Origin of the sequence: Pontiella sulfatireligans (assembly GCF_900890705.1) — a bacterium.
Classification (GTDB): Bacteria; Verrucomicrobiota; Kiritimatiellia; order Kiritimatiellales; family Pontiellaceae; genus Pontiella; species Pontiella sulfatireligans.
Map to the genome: position 1 here is coordinate 1,154,335 of NZ_CAAHFH010000002.1, position 18,991 is coordinate 1,173,325.

19 protein-coding genes and 1 pseudogene are annotated in these 18,991 nt (G+C 57.8%); 5 read left to right on the forward strand and 15 right to left on the reverse strand.

Annotated elements, in window-relative coordinates:
* Positions 1–30: 30 nt before the first annotated feature.
* Positions 31–360 (reverse strand): RNA recognition motif domain-containing protein, encoded by a 330-nt coding sequence (locus SCARR_RS17870; protein ID WP_136063018.1) that lies wholly within the window; start codon positions 358–360, stop codon positions 31–33.
* A 102-nt stretch (positions 361–462) separates the two neighbouring features.
* Between SCARR_RS17870 and SCARR_RS17875 the strand changes: the two genes are divergently transcribed.
* Positions 463–885 (forward strand): hypothetical protein, encoded by a 423-nt coding sequence (locus SCARR_RS17875; protein WP_136063019.1) that lies wholly within the window; start codon positions 463–465, stop codon positions 883–885.
* A 52-nt stretch (positions 886–937) separates the two neighbouring features.
* Complete coding sequence (gene nadB, locus SCARR_RS17880; protein WP_136063020.1) at positions 938–2,557, forward strand: L-aspartate oxidase; 1,620 nt, start codon at positions 938–940, stop codon at positions 2,555–2,557.
* Between the two features lie 57 nt (positions 2,558–2,614).
* On the opposite strand, the gene SCARR_RS17885 is transcribed toward nadB, so the two are convergent.
* From SCARR_RS17885 to SCARR_RS17905, 5 genes are all read right to left on the reverse strand, one after another.
* On the reverse strand, positions 2,615–2,848 hold the full coding sequence (locus tag SCARR_RS17885) for a hypothetical protein (protein WP_136063021.1): 234 nt from the start codon (positions 2,846–2,848) through the stop codon (positions 2,615–2,617).
* On the reverse strand, positions 2,845–3,576 hold the full coding sequence (locus SCARR_RS17890; RefSeq protein WP_136063022.1) for a hypothetical protein: 732 nt from the start codon (positions 3,574–3,576) through the stop codon (positions 2,845–2,847). Before SCARR_RS17890 ends, SCARR_RS17885 begins: the two co-directional genes overlap by 4 nt.
* Positions 3,573–4,034 (reverse strand): ExbD/TolR family protein, encoded by a 462-nt coding sequence (locus SCARR_RS17895; protein WP_136063023.1) that lies wholly within the window; start codon positions 4,032–4,034, stop codon positions 3,573–3,575. The genes SCARR_RS17890 and SCARR_RS17895 overlap by 4 nt, the downstream gene beginning before the upstream one ends.
* Positions 4,021–4,662 carry a MotA/TolQ/ExbB proton channel family protein gene (locus SCARR_RS17900; RefSeq protein ID WP_136063024.1) on the reverse strand — a complete coding sequence of 214 codons (642 nt, stop codon included), beginning with the start codon at positions 4,660–4,662 and terminating at the stop codon, positions 4,021–4,023. Before SCARR_RS17900 ends, SCARR_RS17895 begins: the two co-directional genes overlap by 14 nt.
* Before the next feature lie 148 nt (positions 4,663–4,810).
* Positions 4,811–7,360, reverse strand: coding sequence for a tetratricopeptide repeat protein (locus SCARR_RS17905; RefSeq protein ID WP_168433413.1), 2,550 nt, complete (start codon positions 7,358–7,360; stop codon positions 4,811–4,813).
* A 109-nt stretch (positions 7,361–7,469) separates the two neighbouring features.
* Between SCARR_RS17905 and SCARR_RS17910 the strand changes: the two genes are divergently transcribed.
* Positions 7,470–7,676, forward strand: coding sequence for a hypothetical protein (locus SCARR_RS17910; protein ID WP_168433414.1), 207 nt, complete (start codon positions 7,470–7,472; stop codon positions 7,674–7,676).
* 382 nt (positions 7,677–8,058) lie between these two features.
* Positions 8,059–8,946 (forward strand): radical SAM protein, encoded by an 888-nt coding sequence (locus tag SCARR_RS17915; RefSeq protein ID WP_136063027.1) that lies wholly within the window; start codon positions 8,059–8,061, stop codon positions 8,944–8,946.
* A gap of 93 nt (positions 8,947–9,039) precedes the next feature.
* Here SCARR_RS17915 and SCARR_RS17920 read toward each other — a convergent pair whose 3' ends face one another.
* From SCARR_RS17920 to msrB, 3 genes and pseudogenes are all read right to left on the reverse strand, one after another.
* Complete coding sequence (locus SCARR_RS17920) at positions 9,040–9,855, reverse strand: ZIP family metal transporter (RefSeq protein ID WP_136063028.1); 816 nt, start codon at positions 9,853–9,855, stop codon at positions 9,040–9,042.
* Between the two features lie 99 nt (positions 9,856–9,954).
* Positions 9,955–10,500, reverse strand: a complete 546-nt coding sequence (locus SCARR_RS29335) for a peroxiredoxin-like family protein (RefSeq protein ID WP_342803702.1) — start codon at positions 10,498–10,500, stop codon at positions 9,955–9,957.
* Positions 10,501–10,893 (reverse strand): annotated as a pseudogene (gene msrB, locus SCARR_RS29340) (peptide-methionine (R)-S-oxide reductase MsrB); the annotation flags it as partial.
* A 220-nt stretch (positions 10,894–11,113) separates the two neighbouring features.
* On the opposite strand from msrB, the gene SCARR_RS17930 reads away from it, so the two are divergent.
* The gene (locus SCARR_RS17930; protein WP_136063030.1) at positions 11,114–11,431 is read left to right on the forward strand and encodes an HNH endonuclease; all 318 of its coding nucleotides are present in this window, start codon (positions 11,114–11,116) and stop codon (positions 11,429–11,431) included.
* A 135-nt stretch (positions 11,432–11,566) separates the two neighbouring features.
* Here the strand turns inward: SCARR_RS17930 and SCARR_RS17935 are convergent, their stop codons facing one another.
* From SCARR_RS17935 to pilM, 6 genes are all read right to left on the reverse strand, one after another.
* Positions 11,567–12,562, reverse strand: coding sequence for a 2-hydroxyacid dehydrogenase (locus tag SCARR_RS17935; RefSeq protein ID WP_136063031.1), 996 nt, complete (start codon positions 12,560–12,562; stop codon positions 11,567–11,569).
* A gap of 25 nt (positions 12,563–12,587) precedes the next feature.
* Positions 12,588–13,196 carry a 3'-5' exonuclease gene (locus SCARR_RS17940; protein WP_136063032.1) on the reverse strand — a complete coding sequence of 203 codons (609 nt, stop codon included), beginning with the start codon at positions 13,194–13,196 and terminating at the stop codon, positions 12,588–12,590.
* Between the two features lie 105 nt (positions 13,197–13,301).
* Entirely contained in the window at positions 13,302–15,479 is a 2,178-nt protein-coding gene (locus tag SCARR_RS17945; RefSeq protein WP_136063033.1) for a type II and III secretion system protein, read from the reverse strand.
* Between the two features lie 91 nt (positions 15,480–15,570).
* Positions 15,571–16,557: an Amuc_1099 family pilus-like system protein gene (locus tag SCARR_RS17950; protein ID WP_136063034.1), complete on the reverse strand. Its 987-nt coding sequence runs from the start codon at positions 16,555–16,557 to the stop codon at positions 15,571–15,573.
* Entirely contained in the window at positions 16,554–17,537 is a 984-nt protein-coding gene (locus tag SCARR_RS17955; RefSeq protein ID WP_136063035.1) for an Amuc_1100 family pilus-like protein, read from the reverse strand. The genes SCARR_RS17950 and SCARR_RS17955 overlap by 4 nt, the downstream gene beginning before the upstream one ends.
* Positions 17,534–18,985 (reverse strand): pilus assembly protein PilM, encoded by a 1,452-nt coding sequence (pilM, locus tag SCARR_RS17960; RefSeq protein ID WP_168433415.1) that lies wholly within the window; start codon positions 18,983–18,985, stop codon positions 17,534–17,536. Before pilM ends, SCARR_RS17955 begins: the two co-directional genes overlap by 4 nt.
* Between the last annotated feature and the right edge of the window lie 6 nt (positions 18,986–18,991).

Sequence of the window (18,991 nt, forward strand, 5' to 3'; positions counted from 1 at the left end):
GGGCTTTTTGCATGAATGTGCTGATCGGGCTTAGTAGCGTTCGCGATTTCCTCCACCGCCTCCGCGCCCACGGTTATCTCCACCACCGCCTTCACGGCGCGGGGGGCGCTCTTCGCGGGGCTTGGCAATGTTGACGCGCAAGTTGCGTCCGTCCAAGTCCTGCTCATTGAGCATGTCGACCGCCTTGTTGGCCTCATCGGGCGAACCCATTTCAACAAAGGCGAATCCGCGCGAACGGCTGGTGAACTTATCGAGCATCAGCTCGCACTTGACGACGGTTCCCGCTTGCTTGAACAGCTCTTCGATGTCGCCTTCCGTGGAATTGTAGGAGAGATTCCCCACATACAGTCTAGTTTCCATTTTCCTGTCTCTTTTCCCCCATTCATCGCCCCATGCCAGCCCCGACCCATTCGGATTCCGGACATCCCGTGACGTCCGTGACGATCCATGAACACGCTATGAATGAATGGCGAAAATTCTATAATCGATTGTGGAGAAAGCAATCACAAATCCGGCCCCTCACTAAAAATCACCCACAACATGAAAATCAGGCGCGCTAAACCGTTGAACTTCTTCCGCTCGGCATCTATATTTTTTGAATTAAAGGGAATCATGAGTGGGATGAAAAATGCATATGAATTGGCCATGGAGCGGCTGGGCGGCGAATCTGCCGAACTGAGCGACGGGCAAAAGAAAGCCCTCGCAGAAATCAACTCCAAGATGAAAGCCAAAGTCGCCGAAACCGAAATCATGTTTGACCAACAGCTGGCAAACGAAACGGATCCGGCCAAGGCCGCGTTCATCCAGCAAACCCGTCAGGCACAGGCCGCGAAGATCAAGGCCAACGCTGAAGAAGAAAAAGAAGACGTGAGACGTAACCCTTGAAACAATCACGCCCCACGGATCAATCATCACGCAACCCCAAAAGAAACCACCCATGAACAACACCCAAACCCGCTTCGATTTCCTCGTCATTGGCTCCGGACTGGCAGGATTAACCTCGGCGCTTGAACTCAGCAAACATGGCCGCGTGCTGGTGGCCAGCAAGGTCGATGCCTCCGAGTGCAACTCCTTCTACGCCCAAGGCGGCATCGCCTGCGTAGTCGATGCCGACGATACGGTTGAAGCGCACATTCAAGACACCCTCGGCACCGGCAATGGACTAGGCAACCCTGACGTCGTGCGCCAGATTGTTCAAGGCGGGTTCGAGCGCATCGCTGAGCTCGAAAAGCTGGGGGTTCTATTCGACCAGCGCAAACACAAGGGCAAGGAAAACGAATACGACCTAGGCCAAGAGGGAGGCCACTCCCTCCGCCGCGTACTGCACGCCGGCGACATTACCGGCCAATCCGTGATGCAGGTGCTCATTGTCCGCGCCCGCGCAAACCCCAACATCACCGTCCGCGAAAACCTGATGGCCGTTGACCTCGTCACCACGGAATGGATTGGCCACTCCAGAGGCAACCGTTGCGTCGGAGCCTACTTTCTGGATAAAAAGTCCAACGAAATTTTCCCGATCCATGCCGCCTGCACCGTGCTGGCCACCGGAGGCCTCGGCAAGGTCTACCCCTATACTTCCAACCCCGACGTTGCCACCGGCGACGGCGTGGCCATGGCGTGGCGCGCCGGTCTACCGGTCCGCAATATGGAGTTTGTTCAATTCCATCCCACCTGCCTCTACCACTCGCAGGCCAAATCGTTCCTCATCTCCGAAGCCGTACGCGGCGAAGGCGCCGAACTGAAGGACATCCGGGGAAATACCTTCATGGCCGACTTCGACGAACGCGGTTCACTCGCCCCGCGCGACGTCACCGCTCGCGCCATTGACTTTGTGATGAAGAAGCACGGCGATCCGTACGTCTATCTCGACATCACGCACCGCTCTGAATCGTTCCTGCGCGAACGCTTTCCCAACCTGTATGCCACCTGCCTGCGCTACGGCATCAACATGGCCAAGAATCCCATTCCGGTTGTTCCCGCCGCCCACTATTCCTGCGGAGGCGTCGTGGCCGAAGTCAACGGCACCACCGCCCTGCCCGGCCTCTACGCTTGCGGCGAAGTGGCGAGCACCGGCCTGCACGGCGCCAACCGCCTCGCCAGCAATTCGTTGCTCGAAGCGCTTGTCTGCGGGCACGAAACCGCACTCGAAATTTCTAGCGTTTGGAAGCAGTTTAATGAAGCCGTAGCCATCCCCGGTTGGAAATGCGGCGAAGCCGTCTCTTCCGATGAAGCCGTCGTGGTAGAGCATAACTGGAACGAAGTGCGCACGGCGATGTGGGACTATGTCGGCATTGTACGCACCGATCGCCGCCTCGCCCGCGCCCGCGCCCGCATCCGCAACCTGCGCCAGGAAATCAAACAATACTACGGCGACTACCTCGTCACTTCCGATTTATTGGAATTGCGCAACATTGCCGACGTAGCCGAGTTGGTCATTCGCTCAGCCGAACAACGTGAGGAAAGCCGGGGCCTTCACTACATGGCCGACCATCCGGAACCAGATTCAAACCCCGTCAACACCCTCATTCACGACCAGCCTGGCGGGCCGCTCACCTGAGCATTAAACACAAAGGCTCCAAAACCACGAAGCTTCGAGCCCTTTGCGACTTTGTGTTTATTGGGTACGCACAGCTTCGTTGAGATTGCCGCAACGCGGACAGCGATCCATGGGACGGTTCCGAGCGAAGGCATAAACGTGGCCGCAGTTGGCGCATTCGTAGATGCTTTCCTTTTCGCGCGTGGGGTGGTGCAGGTTGCGCAAGCTGTAGTACAACGCCAGCACAAACGTAACCACCAACGGAAAGCAGACAAAAACAACCAGAATGGCGCAGAGCGAAAGCGAGATCATTTCGCCCCCCCGTTTGCACTTGATTCCGGCGAATAGATCTCGATGCTGCCTTCGACGGGGCCGCCGGACTTGAAGTGCAGGCCATAGAGCAGCAGCAGCACCCGTTGGTTGAGCGGCGCCGATTCCAGCGGCTGGTCGAGAAAGACATGCTTCACCGCCCCCTGCTCCGAGACAGTGACTGATGCGCGCACCTCCCATGGAACCTCAACCTCTTGGTTCAACTCCGGCGGAAGCACAACGCCATCCACAAGGCGCGCCATGAGTTCCGGCGCAAGGTTGACGCGACGGGCGGAAGGCCTTTTTTCCAGTGACTCAACACCAGCATCGGGCAGGCTCGGCGCCGAGCCGCCCTTGGCCGTCAACATCAGCTCCTGCGGAACGACCAGCGCGCCATATCCCGGCCCGACCGGCGCAACATTCAGAAAATGCTCGGATTGCACCTGCTGCGAAAACGTCAGCCGGGTCCGCACGTCCCGACGCTGCAGCTCGCGACTGAAACCCATCCCCGACGGCAGCGAAAAAATTACCGGCGACTTTATAGTGCGCACTGCGACTCCAGACATCGAGAGAGTACCGCCGGACTGAGGTAGATAGCTCGTTTTCGGCGGACGTGATGCCGCGGCAAGACCTTCCGTAGCGGGGTGCACGGCCATGAACAGCAGCAGGTGCATCATCACGGCAAAGCACAGCGCCAGTTCGATGGCGCGGCGACTGGGATTCCTGCTCATGGAACGCTTCCCTCGACCGCCGAAATGCGCGTGGCGATGGACACTTCAGGAATGCCTGCTTCAAGCGCAGCGTTCCATGCTTCGACTACGGTTCCGTGGGCCACGCGCTCGTCGGCCTCGATGATCAACGGCGCGTCAGGACTTCCGGATGCGGCGGCCTTAAGCGCGACGCGCAAACGGTCGGCGTCCAGCCGCTCATCATTGAAGTAGAACCAGCCGCCGCGCGTGATGGAAAGCACCATTGAACCAAAGCGCGCGCCACCGGTGAAGGAGGAGGCGGGCAGGCTGATGTTGATGCCCGGTTGCAGGACAAACGGCGATACGGCCAAAAAAAAGGCCAGCGTCATTAAAGCGGCGTCGCAAAAGGCGACGCTGATGGTGAACGCGCCGGCCGGCTTGCGCGTCGGCTTGAAGCGGCGCAGCTGCTGGCTTTTCCGATGGGGGTCAAACGGTTTCATTTTTGATGTCCGCTGGCTTGATTCGGTCGTACACCAAGAAGCGGTAGACCTCTTCGGCAGCGAGCTCCATATTCAAAGTGATCGTCTCCACGCGGCTGAGCAGAAAGTTGTAGCCCGCAAAGGCGGGAATGGAAATGCAGAGCCCAACGGCAGTGCTTACCAGCGCCTGCCAGATGCCGGCGGAGAGGTCGCCGATCTCGGCCAACGGCGCCTGCTGCTCCATCGCCAGGAAAACGCGCACCAGCCCAATCACGGTGCCGAGCAGCCCCAACAGTGGCGTAACCTGCGCAACCGTCAGCAAGCCGCCCATATTTTTTTCCAGCCGCGGGATTTCAGAGAGACCGGCCTTGGTGATGGTTTGCTTGAGTTCATCCGCCTCTTCGTCGCCGTGCAATAAGCCAATGCGGACAATATGCGCCACGGGCCCGGGCGTTTGATCGCAGATCGAAACCGCTTCGGCAGTGTTGCCGCGGTTGACGATGGTGTAGATGCCGCTGAGAAAATCGTCCTGCTTGATCTGCGCGCGGTGCAAATGGAATACGCGTTCGAGGAACAGCACCGCCGCCCCAATGCTGCATGCTAGAATCGGCCACATGATCAGGCCGCCTTTAACCATCAGTTCCCACATAGGTCTCTCCAATAAATTGCCGTTTTTTGGTTTTTGATTTCCGATTTTCGGGTCTGCGGCGCTTCCTTGCAATAAGAGGCCAACGCCGACAGAGCTCCGCCATTCTGCAACCGAAAATCGACATTCAAAATTCCGTTGCGAAGCAACATTACTTTGCCTCCGCTGATTCTTCAAACAGCAGCCAGTTGTCTTTTTTTATTTTTTCAATGCGCTTGGCCGCCTCTTCCTGCGCGGGCACGTTGGCTTCGAGCACGCGGCCATAGACCTGCGCCGCCTCCAGCCAGGCCTTTTCCTTTTCCTTGAGCGCCGCCGCGCCGAAGGCGGAGCGGGTGAACCACATCACGCTGTAGGGCGACCGCTCGACGTTTTCATTGATGAAGGTGTAGACCACGTTCATGTAGCGGCTGAACGCTTTGTCGGGCACGTTGGTTTTTTCGAGGCAGCGGCCGATTTTGTATTCGGCCTGCAGCTTCAGCGCCATGGGCGATGACGGACGGTCCAGAATGGCCTGATAGGAGTTCAGCGCCTCGGCGTAGCGCGCGGGTGCGTCGACGGCCAGCGAAAACTGGCAGTCGCCTTTGCGCCCCCAAGCGGCGTTGACGAGATAGCTTTCGGAATAGTGTTTGATGATTTCCTCGAAGGCCAGAACAGCACGGGCGAATTCGCCGAGTTCGGTCAAGGCGTCACCTTGGGCAAAACGGGTCTGCGGAAGGATCTCGCTTTCGGGATAAGTCTTGGCCACTTCGCTGTAGCGCTCAATGGCCTTCACATAGTTGGACTCCGCGGAGGCGGCGCGCCCCGCCCAGTACAGCGAACGCGAAGCCAGCTTGTGCCCCTTGAAATCGGCCGCGATGCGCAGGAACAGCGGCTCGGCATCGGCGTAGGCGCCTTGGTTGAAATATTGCTCCGCCAGCCAGAAGATCACTTCCGGCGTCCATTCCGAATCGGGATAGGCTTTGATGAAGGCCTGGCAGGTGTTGACGGCCTCTTCCACCTGCCCTTGCAGATAGAGGCAGAAGCCGCGCATGTAGGAGGCCTGCGGCACAAATTCGCTGTCCGGATGGCCGGACGCAACAGCCTCGAACGCCAGTTGTGCATCGGCATAGCGGCCAAGACGGTAGAGCACAAGTCCGCGTTGATGCTGGCTGAGTACGGCCGCCGTGCTGTTGGTGTAGATTTGGCCGATCGCGGTGTATTTGGCCAGCGCATCCTCCCATAGCTCGCCGGCCAGCAGGACATCGGCCGCCTGCAGCGCCGCCTTTTCGGAAAACTCGGAGGCGGGCCAATCGGCCTCCAGCCCTTGGAACGTGGCGAGCGCATCGGCGCGGCGTCCGGCGCGCGCCAGCGCCCGGCCGAGCTGGTAGAGGGCGTTCGGCACGTTTGCATGCGCGGGATAGTCGGTGACGAACGAGCGGTAGCGCTTTTCGGCATCATCGAACTTACCGGCTTGATAGAATGAATCGCCCGCTTTAAAGAGCGCATCCGCCCGGTCGCCGGGAGTCTTGAGCTCCTTGACCGCCTTATCGAGCGCCGACGCCGACTCCGTAAAGCGCTCCAGCTCCCAGAGCGCGAGCCCCTTGCCGAAATAGGCCTGGGCCAGGCCGGCGGGGTCGGATGCAACGTCGAGATAGACCTGATAGGCTTCGTTGGCCTCGTCATAGAGACGGGCCTGCAGCAACGCGCGCGCCTTTTCGAGCTGGAGCTCGGCGGCCACGGTTTCGTTCGGTGCCTCGGCGCGGCACTCTTCGAGCAGCTTCAGCGCATCGGCGGTGTTGTTTTCGCGCAGCAACAGGCGGACCAAGGCCAGCTTGAGGGGCACGCGCTGGCGGGCATCCGGCGAAAGCCTGATGGCCTGGCGCATCACAGCGCCGGCCTCCTTTTGCTTCCCGGCCTTTTCCTCTAGCGCCGCGAGATCGACGTAGGCATCGATGCGGTAGGCCAGCCGCGTCTGATTGGTGGAGGCCAAGCCCTTGAGCAGGCCCCGGGCGGTTTCAAAGTTTTCGGCGGCGCCCTGAGTGTAGAGGACATGCGCGAGTTTGAGCTGCGCGCGTTGAGCAACGTTTGCACTCTTTTGCGCCGCCAGCCCTTCATAGACGCCGATCGCTTCCGGGAGGCGTTTTTGGAGCGTATAGATTTCGGCAAGCTCAAACTGGTTGGCCGTCCATTCAGAGTGGCTGGGAAATGCATCGGCAAACTGAAGGCAGGCGGCTTCAGCCTCTTTAAGCTTGCCGGAAGACTGCAGCATGCGCGCCTTGAGCCGCAGCGCCGAAGGGACGTAGCGGCTTTCCGCCATCACGTCCCCTGCTTCGTCGAGCGCCTTGACGGCCGGGCCGTATTGCTTCAGCTCGAACAGCGCACGGGCGCGCCAATAGATATGGCCGGGGCTCCCATCAGAGCCTTTAAGCAGGTTGAGCATTTCAGAATAACGCTTTTGACCCCACAGCGAATGGGCGAGCAGGAGCGAGGCCTCGTGCTTGTCGGCCTCTTTCGGCTCGGCGCGCAATACGCCGCGCGCCTGCTGCTCGGCCAGCACAAAAAACCCGTCGTCCAACGAGGCCCGGATGTTCGGGAAGCGCGCGCTGGCCGGCTGGGGAACCGGCTGCTGGGCAATAGCCGCGAGGGCAGACAACAGCGAAATGACTATTAAAATGGTTGAGCGGCAACGCAGCATGTAAAAGTTCCAATGGTTGAGATGCATTATTTCCAATGACCGGAAAAGATAAAGCCTAATTTCCCCGCCATCCAAAAAGAAAATCATTCCCTCCGTCCTGAACGACCGCTAGAATTCGCGGTCTTATACAATAATTATGAAAATGGAACTCAACAGACGAATTTTTCTGGCCCTGCTCGGCACGGCCACCGTTGCCGCCTCAACCAGCGCGCGCCCCAAAGCCGGCGCCGCCGGAACTACGGCCATCGTGCGCAGGCCGGACGGCCTCCACTTTTTCTCGGACGCCCCCTGCGAACCGACGGCCCGCCCGCGCTCAGCGGCCATCCAATATTATAGTATTTGAACTCCGAACATTGAACTTTGAACGCTGAACATCGAAGATTGGACATTGAAGGAACTATGAAGTACGACTTTGAAGACCGACTGCTTGAATATTCTGCAGAAATCATCCGATTGGCCGAGCGGTTGCCAAAAAACCGTGCTGGGAATCAGAGCGCTGGCTAAAATTGATTCTGCGCGTACCTCTTCTTTCCCCCGATGATAAAACCCTCATCTTTCTGCTCAAAGAAACCGACGAACTCATCCGAATTTTTGTTTCCAGCATCAAAACCGCCAAGAGCCGCCTCTAATTTCAAAGTTCAGTGTTCGTTGCCCGAAGTTCCGCGTTCGATGTTTAATGTTCGAAGTTCGCTGTTTCGTGTTCGAAGTTCAAAGTTAGGAGTTCAATGTTCGACGTTCATCATTCCCACACGCTCTTCCGTCCGCCCGCCGAGGCCTATAGCCTGATTATCCGCATCATGGACGGCTGTCCGTGGAACCAATGCACCTTTTGCGGGATGTACAAGGGTGTACCCTGCCGGTTTCTGTCCGTCGAAAAAATGGACGCCGAAATCGCCGGCGCCAGAAAAACCTATCCGCAGGCCCAGCGCATTTTTCTGGCCGACGGCGACGTAATGGCGCTCTCCTTCGAAAAGCTCAAGGCCGTGCTCCAAAGGCTGAACGAGCGCTTTCCCCGGCTGGCGCGGGTGAATGTCTATGCCAACGGCCACTCCATCCTGCAAAAGAGCGACGCCGAGCTGCGCGAACTGCGGGCGCTCAAACTCAGTACGCTCTACATGGGGCTTGAAAGCGGGCACGAAGAAACGCTGCGCGCCGTCAAAAAGCGCGAAACCGCTGAAGAAATGATTGAAGCCGGACAACGCGCGCAGTCCGCCGGGCTCAAAATATCGGTCATGATCCTTACAGGACTTGGCGGGCAAAAAAGCTCAACGCTCCACGCGGCCGCCACCGCCGATGCACTCAACCGCATGCAGCCACGCCTGCTTTCCGCGCTGCGCGTCATCCCCATTCCCGGAACCGAACTTTACGACCAAGAAAAGTCGAGTGCCTTTACGCAGCTCACCGAGCACCAAGCGATGGAAGAGTTAAGGCAAACCATCCAAGGGTTGGAACTCGAAAGCACCGTCTTCCGCGCCAATCATTCATCGAATATTCTGCCGATGGAAGGCCGCTTCCCGAAAGACAAAAACCGCCTGCTCGACGAGCTCGACGCCCTCCTCGCCTCCGGCGTGCTCGACACCGCCTCTCCCGGCGCCCCGCCCCTGAGCCTTTGAGCGATCAGCCCTGAGCGGGATTCTGCCCACGCAGGCGACGACAAAGCGTCGCCCTCCAACACAATACCCTTGAGTGGCGGATCGGCCGCCCGATCAACCTAGCGCGACATCGAGAATCATCATCACGGAAAAACCAACCATGGTGGCCATCGTGACGAGGTCGATGTTTTTTTCGTTGCGCTGAGACTCGGGAATGAGTTCTTCCACCACCACGAAAATCATGGCGCCGGCGGCAAAGCAGAGCGCATAAGGCAGAATATTCTGCATCTTCATCACAAAGGCCGCACCGATCACTCCAGCGATGGGTTCGACGATGCCGGACGCCTGGCCATACAAAAAACATTTCCATTTCGGCATGCCTTCGCGCCGCAACGGCATGGAGACCGCCGTGCCTTCCGGAAAGTTTTGAATGCCGATGCCGATGGCCAGAGCGATAGCGCTGCCAATCGTTGCGGAAGGAAGCCCGGCCGCCACCGCACCGAAAGCTACGCCGACCGCGAGCCCTTCGGGAATATTGTGCAGGGTGATGGCAAGCACCAGCAGAGTGCTTCGCTGCCAAGAGGTTTTCACCCCTTCAGACTGTTCTATGGCCAGCCCGAGATGAAGGTGTGGAAGAAAGCGGTCGGTGATCCGCATGAAGATACCGCCACCCATGAAACCGATCACCGCCGTCAGCCACGGGGTATGGCCCAGCTGCTCGGCCATCTCGATGCCCGGTGCCAACAGCGACCAGAAGCTCGCGGCAATCATCACTCCGGCGGCAAAACCAAGCATGGAATCCATGATCTTTGGTTTGACCGCCCCCGCAACAAAAACCAGCGCCGCGCCGGCAGCGGTTACACCCCAGGTGAACAGCGTTGCAATCAAAGCCTGTATCACAGGGTTGTATTGAAGAAAAAGATCACTCATGCCGTACTCTCCAAACTGTTTGTAGCTTATCGTCTTCGGAAAGATGGCACGAAACGACCTCCACTCAAAAGATTATTTAACACCTTTAGCCACTCTCATCTAATGCTTGGAAGCCTCTTTGGCGACGGACAGAAGATCTTCTGGAGCCAGACGGGTTTTGTAGTCCGGATTGGAATAGGCAAAATCAATGAGGCCATCGGTTCCCACCAAATAAACCGCGGGAACCGGCAGCATGTGATGCGCTTGGCCTGAAGCGTCTTCGAGGTCGATGCCATAGCCGGCATACTTTTCCAGCGTTGCACCATCTACCGTAAAAGCGAGGCCGAACGCCTTAGCCGCCGCCATGGAGACGTCGGAGAGCAAGGTGTAGGAGAGCTCGTTTTTATCCGCGGTCGCCTTCAGCTTTTCCGGGCGGTCGGGGCTGACCGCCAAGATGCGGAAACCGAGTTCGCGCAATTCACCCTCGATTTGCTGCAGCTGGCCCAAATGTTTGCTGCAGTACGGGCACCATCCGCCTCGGTAGAAAATGAGGACAAGCGGCTGCTTCGCCGCAGCGGCCCGCAGATCGAAGGGCAGCCCTTCCACCGTGGCCAGCGCAACCTCCGGAACCGGCTGACCCACCTTCAACGGGCCTGGCTCATCCATTTTACGGAAATCGATGGAGGCCGAGTTGATGCAGTAGCGCAGGCCGGTGGGCGGCGGGCCATCCGGGAACACGTGGCCCAAGTGCGCATCGCACTTGGTGCAGACGACCTCAGTGCGGACCATGCCTGCTGAAACGTCGCGGTTTTCCGTAATCACCTGATCGTCCACCGGTGTGAAATAGCTCGGCCAGCCGCAACCGGAATCAAACTTGGTATCCGAGAGGAACAGATCGGTGCCGCAGCAGACGCAGGAGTAGATCCCCAGTTCCTTGCTGTTCCAGTATTTTCCGGTGTACGGGCGTTCCGTGCCCTTCTCGCGGGTCACGTGGTACTGCTCCGGCGTCAACTGCTCTTTCCACTCCGTCTTGGTCTTGGCCACCTTGTTTGCATCCATTGCCTTTTGCTCCTCTTTCGCGCACGCCGATAAAACCGCGGCTAACATGATTATGACTGGAATTGCTGTTTTCATTTGTCCATCCTCCGCCTTCACAAGACAGCCCTAATTTAGACTGCGTTCAAAGAAGGTGCAAATTATCTTTCCACCCGATGAACCTTTTCATTGATTCGCGGTTGGTGCGCGTCTAACTTCCAGTCCTTCAAACCGGAGAGAGTCAGTGGCTGACGATTGGATCGACATTAAGAAAGACCCGAAACACGTGGCGCGCGAGCGCGCCAAAGCAAAGGAGCTTCGCAAAAGCAGCTGGTGGAAGCAGGAGCTGGCCAAAGGCCTCTGCCATTATTGCGGAGGAACCTTTCCTGCTTCGGAGCTGACGATGGACCATATCCTTCCCGTTGTGCGCGGGGGCAAGAGCGTTAAGAGCAACTGCGTGCCGTGCTGCAAAGAATGCAACAACGACAAGAAATACCTGACGCCCGCAGAGCTGATTATGCGGGAACTGGAAGAGGATTCCCCCGCCGAACCCGAAGACTAGAGCAATTCCCGGGAAACCGCAGGCTTTCGATCTGGACTGGCGTGGGGCCGGATTCCGATCCGGCGCCCTTGGCTCGGAAGACGCCGGATCGGAATCCGGCCCCTCAATCAAATCCACGCCTCTTGCCAATATGCTCTAATCAACCTTAACGGCATTCACCAGTTCGTCGCCGTTTTCGTAGGCGCTGATGTTTTCAAGCGTCGTCTTCGCAATGGCCGCCACCGCTTCCTGCGTGAAGTAGGCCTGGTGACCGGTAATCACCACATTCGGGAACGTCGTTAAGCGGGCGAATACATCGTCGGTCAGGATCTCGAAGGTTTTGTCTTCGAAAAAGATTCGCCCCTCCTCCTCGTAGACGTCAATTCCGAGGTAGCCGATCTTCTCGGATTTCAGCCCTTCGATCGCAGCCTTGGAGTCGATCAATGCACCGCGACTGGTATTAATGATCATGACGCCTTTTTTCATCTTCGCAATCGAGTCGTTGTTGATCAAATGATGGGTCTCTTTAAAAAGCGGGCAATGCAACGAGACGATGTCCGACTGCGCAAACAACTCATCCAGCTCAACATATTCGACCCCAAGCTCCTCACAGGCCGGATTTTTAAATTTATCGTAGGCGATAACCTTGCAGCCGAAACCATTCAGGATGCGGATGACGCACTCGCCGATCTTTCCCGTTCCAATGATGCCGGCTGTGCGGCCGCGCATGTCGAAGCCGAGCAATCCATCCAGCGAGAAATTCCCTTCGCGCACGCGGGAATGCGCCCAGTAGACCTTGCGGTTTAACGCCAGCATCAGGCCGACTGTGTGTTCGGCCACCGCATAGGGTGAATAAGCCGGAACCCGCACCACATTAATACCGAGCTCCTTCGCACTGACGATATCCACGTTGTTGAACCCGGCGCAGCGAAGAGCCACCAGCCGAGTGCCCTGTGCCGCCAATGCAATAAGCACCGAAGCATCGACTTGGTCATTAACAAAAACGCAGGCACAATCATAGCCCTCGGCAAGCTTGAGCGTTTCGCGCCGCAACTTACCTTCGTAATAGGTGATTTCATGTCCGTATTCTTTATTGGCTAGGTCAAAAAACTTGCGGTCATAGGGCTTAGTGCTGAAAAAAGCGATTTTCATGGAGATCCTGTTTAGGTTGAAAAAGCTAGAAGAGATCGAGTTGGTCGGGTTGCGCGGCAAACTGCGGGAAGCGCATCTCTTCCTTGCCGCACATTTTGGCCAGATCGGACTCCGAACACGGCTCCCCGCGCATCTCTAAAGTCCGGAATATCTTGTCGAACAGCAGCCCGCAGTAGGAGCTGTCCTCCTCTGCTCGGTGGAATGTACCGCTCGGAAAATTAAAATGCCGTACCAGCGTCCACAGCTTGTAATTGGGCAGCCCCGGAAAAACCTTGCGCGCCAAGGGGAGCGTATCAAGCACGATGCCCTTTGGGGCCGCTGAACGGTGCAGCTTCACATCTTCCATCAAAAATTTGAAATCAAACGGGGCATTATGGGCCACCAAAGGCAGGTCGCCGCAAAAATCGGCAAAGTCGCCGAGAACTTCAGCCACGGATGGTTTCCCTCGGAGCATATCATCCGTAATCCCGTTTACAGCCGAAGCGTCGGGGGGAATCGGGATGCCCGGATCAACCAATGCGCCAAAGCCCTTAAGCGCTGTCGCGCCGTCAAAAAGCACCGCACCGATTTCCACGATCATGTCTGATTGCGGTTTAGTTCCTGTCGTTTCGAGATCAAAAGCAACAAATTTCATAATATGGTACCAATATAGGATGAGTTCCGGTCTGGCCAACCAAAACAGCGGCTAAAAAAAAACCCGCCCCGAAAAGGGCGGGTTTCGAAGTGCGTCAAACTCTTCTTAGTTAGCTGTCGCCTGGCGAGCAAGCTCGCGCTGGGAACGGGTCATTCCGTGGTCGTCAACCATGGTGGCTTTGACGTAGATCACGAGGTTCTTTTTGGAAGAACGGGATCCTTCGGTGCGGAAGAAACGGCCGAGGTACGGCAAGTCTCCCAGGAAAGGAACCTGATCGCGGAAGGTCTCGCTGCGCTCATCTACCAAACCGCCCATCACAACAGTGCTGCCATCGGCAACCGTAACTTCGGTTTCAATGGAGCGTGTTTCAAAGAAGGGCATCTTAGCAATCAGGGCGCTTCCGTCGCCGAAGAGCTCGGACTGGTTGTTGCCGCCTGATTCGTAAGCGTTGGAACCTACTTTGTATTGATCCCAGCCTTTGAACTTCATGATGGTCGGGCTGAGTTGCAGGTCGATGGTGTTGCTTTCCGGATCAACCATGGGCTGTACCTTAAGAACCACACCCAAGTCGTAGCTTTCCCAGTCCTGAGGCTTGACTACCGGAGCGGTGCGCTGTCCGGTTTCCACGTCGTAGTCCTGCGGGTAGCGGTGGACTTCCACCACGCGGATGATGGCTTCGGTGCCGCTTTTGGTGGTTACCTTCGGAGCCGAGAGAACATCCGCGGTGCCTTCCTGCTCCAACGCGCTGATCTCGAGATCAACATTATCGGAAGAGAAGAACATGCTGGACGGGTCTCCGCCCATGGTAGACAGGATCCCAGACTGCAGGGTTTCAAATGCCGTCGAAGCGGTGCGCTGAGCGCCAGCAAACACGCTCTGTCCCGGACGTGTTGAACCATCGTTTTGGTACTTCGGCGTAATGACCTGCTGGCCACTAACCGGGTCGGTATAGATTGTGCCGCCTTGTACATCCGTTCCCGGAGTGGACCAGCCGTTCGCCGGCTGGAAGTAGGTTTGGTCGTCACTGAAGTTCCAATCGCCAACACTGCCGCTGCCGTAGACCGTCCAGTCAAAACCAAGTTCCTGTTGGGCACCTTCGTTGAACTCAACAAACTTGGCTTCAATCTCAACCTGCTGAGAGCGTTTTTTGATCGCTTCGTCTTCGAGATCGGCAAGAATGTCGCTGATTGACGTGATGTTCTTCGGAGTGTTCTTAACGAAGAGCTTGCTGAAGTTCGGCTGGTATACAGCGGAAGAGCCTGTCGGCCAATCAACAATGGAGAAGAATCCTTGCACGTTCGCAGGGCCCGCGCTGGCGCTGGAAGAAGCGTCGCCGAACAGATCGTCAGCACCGCCGCCACTGTCGCCGCCGGACATGGATTCCATTTCCGATCCGACTTCTGGAATGACATCGAACGATTTCAGCACCATGTCGACTTCAGCCACATAGTTGACCGGAGAAACGGCAACAGCCTTCGACTTTACTTCAAACTTGAGCGAGGCCATTTCAACAATGTACTGCAACGCTTCATAAAGATTCATGTCGCGGATCGAGATCGTGATATTGTTCTGATCAGCCGCCATTGAATCGTCCATTCCAAGAAGGAGGATGTTGACGCCCTCGCCATTCTCATCAAGACGGCGGCAGGTTTCTGTAAGGAAGAGTACAACGTCCTTGATGTTGGCATCGCGGAAATCGAGACTCGGGATGACGATGCCCTTCAAACGGGCCTCCATGGCTTCTTCAGCCAGCTGCTTCTCGGACTTGGGCTTTTCGCTGGAAGCAGTAACCGACGCTGCGGTGCTCGTTGGTTCAGGATTCCAAGCGGCATTGACTTCCGACATGGCCTGGGAGCGCGTGGCGCTCTGCTTGCGAACCTCATTGGCGGAGATGCGCTGCGCCGTACGCTGCAGATAAGTCATCGCGCGACGGTCATATGTGTCTTCAGACAACATCGCCTCGAAAACAGCTTCAGCCTGGTCATATTCGCCGGCGTGATATAGCGCGACCCCTTTTGAGAACAGATCGTCGCTCACAGTGACTTCAGCTTCCTGAGCCACGGCAACTGGCGCAGCGGACTCAGCCGCAACCCCCGATTCCACAACGACTGCATCCCCTTCGTCAATCACTCCGACCGACTCAACGACAGCAACCGAAGCCGGCTGTGTTCCTTGGGCGCTGTCCAACTGTGCAAAAACGTCATCCAAGCTTTCCTGGGCATGAACCATCTGAGTTCCAGCCACAAAGACGGCCAAAAGAGACGAGATATAGGTTTTACTCATTTTCCTTCCCCTCTACTTCTAATGTAATGCCTGATCTATCCCGTGAGTTCACTAGGGTCCACGGACAGCATTTACAAACAATAATCACCCTTCACAAATCCTCCGAAGCGCTTTCCAACACCTCTTCGGCCGAACCAACAATGTCGTACATTTTTCCTGTTTCCAGATGCTTCACCGTAACCTTGTCCGGATACACACCTAGAACCATGTACTCGTCATCACGCAAAGATAATAACGCGTCCATAGTAACTATTTCCTTCGAGCGATCAAGTATATTAATTAGCTCAGCTTGACTTTCTGGATCGGCGGCAATCCGCCCCCTTTCGAGGACCACCTCCACGTCGCCCCGCACCACCACCAGGCGGCCGGCAACCTCGCCTTCGGCTGGAATAAACCGTTGCAAAACAAATCCTTCCGCACTTTCTCCCAAGGCCCTGAAATGGGTCTTCCCATCCGCTGGAGTATTGAGCTGAAAGACCCGCCGGTTGCCCGGAAGCTCGCTGAAACCTTGATAAACCATCGGAAACGGAATTTCTTTTCTTTCCACAAAACGCAGTTTCAGCGCATAGGGCGGATGCGACAGAGGCGCATTGGGGCCGGTGCCGCCAACGAATTCCTCAAGGTTCGTAAAGCCGTCCCCGTCAAGGTCGCCTGCCGCGTCAGCCGCGCTGTACTTGTCGAGCCCATACAGCAGCTCCCAGTCGTCGGTAATGCCGTCGGCGTCGCGGTCGAGCTGATTCATCGACGGCTGCGGAATCTTGGAATACGGGCACACCTCGGCTTCGTAGGGAATGGGATAGGCGCTTCCGACCGCCGCCACGCGCACCTCGCTGGCCAGCAGGCCGCGCCCGTCGGGCGCAGTCTGGAACGGATGCTCCGCCGCCTGCACCGAAGCCGCCAAGGCCTCGAAATCCAAAACCGGCGGCGGGCGCTCTTGAGCCGGAAGCGCCCATGCGCGGGCGGACAGACGGTTGCGGGAAGCGGACACCTGCCGGACCGCCAGCACCACCGAAACCGCCAAACCGGCAAGCAGCAGCGAAAGAAGGATTCCTTCCTTTCCAAACGGCAGTTTTTTCACCGCGTCCCCTCCCTGTCTTCTTCCCGTATGAAATTATAAACATCCACCAAAAGCTCCACCCGGATCGGTTCGTTGCCCGCAATGATGCGCTCGGAACGCGACAGCGCCTTTTTCCCGACCAAAATCCCTTCGGAAAGATAGCGCAGGGTTTCGTCATCCACCGCCCCGCCCTGCATCAACTCCTCGGGATTATAGGAAAGGATGCCAGCCTGCGTCTGGTGTGAAAATCCGGCGACCGCCATGAAGCGCGAAGCCGAGGCAAAAAGATCGAGCACGCGCCACACCTCGTCTTCCCCCGCCGTAAAAGCAACTCCAATGCGTTCGATCATATACAAGCCGTCAGGATGTGTGGCCGACGCCGCCATCCCCTTCTTCATCGGCGTCGGTGGCGGCGCCTCGCCCCGGCGTGGCCGGCGCCCTGACATTTCCTCTGGACCGGCCTGCACTTCAAACACATCTCGCGAGAGCGATTCAATCGACGTCACGCCGCCGCGCACGAGCACATCGGCCACCCGGTCAGTCGAGTAAAGTTGCCGGGAGAGTCGGGGTAAATGCTTAACGTCGGGAACCGCCCCGCCACTGGCATACTGTGAAAAGCCAACCTCCAGGCTCGCCGGAAGCGTTACGCCCGCCCGTTGCGCCCGCGCTTGAAAGCGCTCGATCACTCCCTGCGCCCGTGCGGAGAAATCGGCCGCCTCAACAGCCTCTTGCGGGAACGGATCGCGCATGGCCGCCGCCGCCAGCTCGCCGACCTGGTACTCTAGGCGCTCGAGGGATTTTTCCATGCGCGCAACATTGTCCGGCGAAGGAAAAGGCGCCCGGGCATGCAGCGCCGAAAGTCGGTGGCTATTGCGCTTAAGCACCGCACTTTGGCGTCCCAGCTCCACGCGGGCCACAACAAGAAGCGTCGCTTCGGCCAGCAGCATAGCCGCACACACGCCGATGCCGGTTCTTCGCAGCAGGTTGTTCTTCAGGTTCATTGAGACAACGGCTCCCTAAAGAATAGATCCAAAACAAAGCTGCGGAAAAAAAGCCGCTTGGTCGGACGCTTGAACACCCGCGATTCATCGTTGAACAGCGTGCTTTCGCGCAGGCTGTCGCGCAACACGACAACAGCGTCCCCTCCTTCCGGTTCCTTGTCCAAATAACTCGCCACTGTAATGCGCATCCCAGAAACCGACCGGCCGTTGCGCAAGGCTTCGCTTTCGACCACAAACATGCCGTCCGGCAACCGCTCGCGAAGCTCCGCCAGCGCTTTAAGCCAAAATATTCTCCGGGCAACCGCCTCCTGATACACCGCAGCGCGGCTCTCCAGCTCAGCCATGCGGGCTTCCAGCGGCACGAGCCGGCGCTCCGCTTTTTCCAGCGTTTTAATGCATGCACTGAGCTCGCCGGCTTCCTGTCCGGCCAGCGCCGCGGTTTGGCGCCACCCCGCCAGCCATACCAAGCCAGTCAGCGCCGCGATGGCTACGCAAGCAACCTGCAGCGGACGGCGCCGCCGCATGATGCGCTCTCGCCTCAGCGATTCAGGGGCAAGGTCAAGCTGCACCGCCGTCGGCGCAGCGTCCTGCATAGCCAGGCCGGCCAGCACTCCAAAGCATGCGCTGTCGGCCACCGTTCCGTCGTGCTCAATCTTCCGAAGCGGGTCGAAAATCTCCACCGGCAGGCCGAGCCGGCTGCCGATTTCGTCCGGGTCGCCCTCGCCTCCGGACAGCAAAACCCGCTGCGGGGCGCTTCCGTTCTGCTGCGTGCGGAAAAAAGCAATCGAACGCTCCACCTCCTGCAGCAACCGGGGCATCGCGCTTCCAGCGACAGACAGCGTGCGGAAAAACATCCGGGGGCCGTCGATGAAAACCAAATTCGTTGACTCCGCGCCAAAGTCGGCCAGCAGCAGCGGCTCCGTCAACTCCGGATAGCCGCAGCGCACCGCGTTGGCCAGCGCCGCCGGCGCCGCGCCGACCGCCTCAACCGCCAGTCCGTTGGCGGCCGTTGCAAGCACCAAACCCTCCGCCAGCCCGGATTTGGCCGCCACCAGCAACACCTCCAACTCAGCCGCCGCCGGATCAAAAACATGGAAATCCCATACCACTTCATCAATAGGGAACGGAATATTCTGCACCGCTTCGTGCCGTATGGTTTGCGCCTGTTTTTCCGGTGCAACAGGGGGAAGTTTGACCACCCTCGAAAAAACCGACTTTCCATCGACTGCAATGCGCGCCTTTCGAGCGCGGACACCGGTTTCGTCGAGCAGGCGCTTGAGCGTAGTGGCCACCACCGCCTCGTGAGTCATTCCTGAACCGGAGCCGGAAGCGAACGCCGCATAGCCATGAACGGACAGCTCCAGCCGCCCGGGACCATGGCGAACAAACGAAGCAAGGCGTATGCCCTCTTCGTTGATATCCAATGTAATGAACCTATCCGCTTTCAACTCAAT

What these genes read in the sequence shown, in the direction of transcription:
- SCARR_RS17870 (WP_136063018.1), bottom strand. Translation starts at nt 360, where the DNA reads ATGGAAACTAGACTGTATGTGGGGAATCTCTCCTACAATTCCACGGAA.
- SCARR_RS17875 (WP_136063019.1), top strand. Translation starts at nt 463, where the DNA reads ATGAATGGCGAAAATTCTATAATCGATTGTGGAGAAAGCAATCACAAA.
- nadB (WP_136063020.1), top strand. Translation starts at nt 938, where the DNA reads ATGAACAACACCCAAACCCGCTTCGATTTCCTCGTCATTGGCTCCGGA.
- SCARR_RS17885 (WP_136063021.1), bottom strand. Translation starts at nt 2,848, where the DNA reads ATGATCTCGCTTTCGCTCTGCGCCATTCTGGTTGTTTTTGTCTGCTTT.
- SCARR_RS17890 (WP_136063022.1), bottom strand. Translation starts at nt 3,576, where the DNA reads ATGAGCAGGAATCCCAGTCGCCGCGCCATCGAACTGGCGCTGTGCTTT.
- SCARR_RS17895 (WP_136063023.1), bottom strand. Translation starts at nt 4,034, where the DNA reads ATGAAACCGTTTGACCCCCATCGGAAAAGCCAGCAGCTGCGCCGCTTC.
- SCARR_RS17900 (WP_136063024.1), bottom strand. Translation starts at nt 4,662, where the DNA reads ATGTGGGAACTGATGGTTAAAGGCGGCCTGATCATGTGGCCGATTCTA.
- SCARR_RS17905 (WP_168433413.1), bottom strand. Translation starts at nt 7,360, where the DNA reads ATGCATCTCAACCATTGGAACTTTTACATGCTGCGTTGCCGCTCAACC.
- SCARR_RS17910 (WP_168433414.1), top strand. Translation starts at nt 7,470, where the DNA reads ATGAAAATGGAACTCAACAGACGAATTTTTCTGGCCCTGCTCGGCACG.
- SCARR_RS17915 (WP_136063027.1), top strand. Translation starts at nt 8,059, where the DNA reads ATGTTCGACGTTCATCATTCCCACACGCTCTTCCGTCCGCCCGCCGAG.
- SCARR_RS17920 (WP_136063028.1), bottom strand. Translation starts at nt 9,855, where the DNA reads ATGAGTGATCTTTTTCTTCAATACAACCCTGTGATACAGGCTTTGATT.
- SCARR_RS29335 (WP_342803702.1), bottom strand. Translation starts at nt 10,500, where the DNA reads ATGGATGAGCCAGGCCCGTTGAAGGTGGGTCAGCCGGTTCCGGAGGTT.
- SCARR_RS17935 (WP_136063031.1), bottom strand. Translation starts at nt 12,562, where the DNA reads ATGAAAATCGCTTTTTTCAGCACTAAGCCCTATGACCGCAAGTTTTTT.
- SCARR_RS17940 (WP_136063032.1), bottom strand. Translation starts at nt 13,196, where the DNA reads ATGAAATTTGTTGCTTTTGATCTCGAAACGACAGGAACTAAACCGCAA.
- SCARR_RS17945 (WP_136063033.1), bottom strand. Translation starts at nt 15,479, where the DNA reads ATGAGTAAAACCTATATCTCGTCTCTTTTGGCCGTCTTTGTGGCTGGA.
- SCARR_RS17955 (WP_136063035.1), bottom strand. Translation starts at nt 17,537, where the DNA reads ATGAACCTGAAGAACAACCTGCTGCGAAGAACCGGCATCGGCGTGTGT.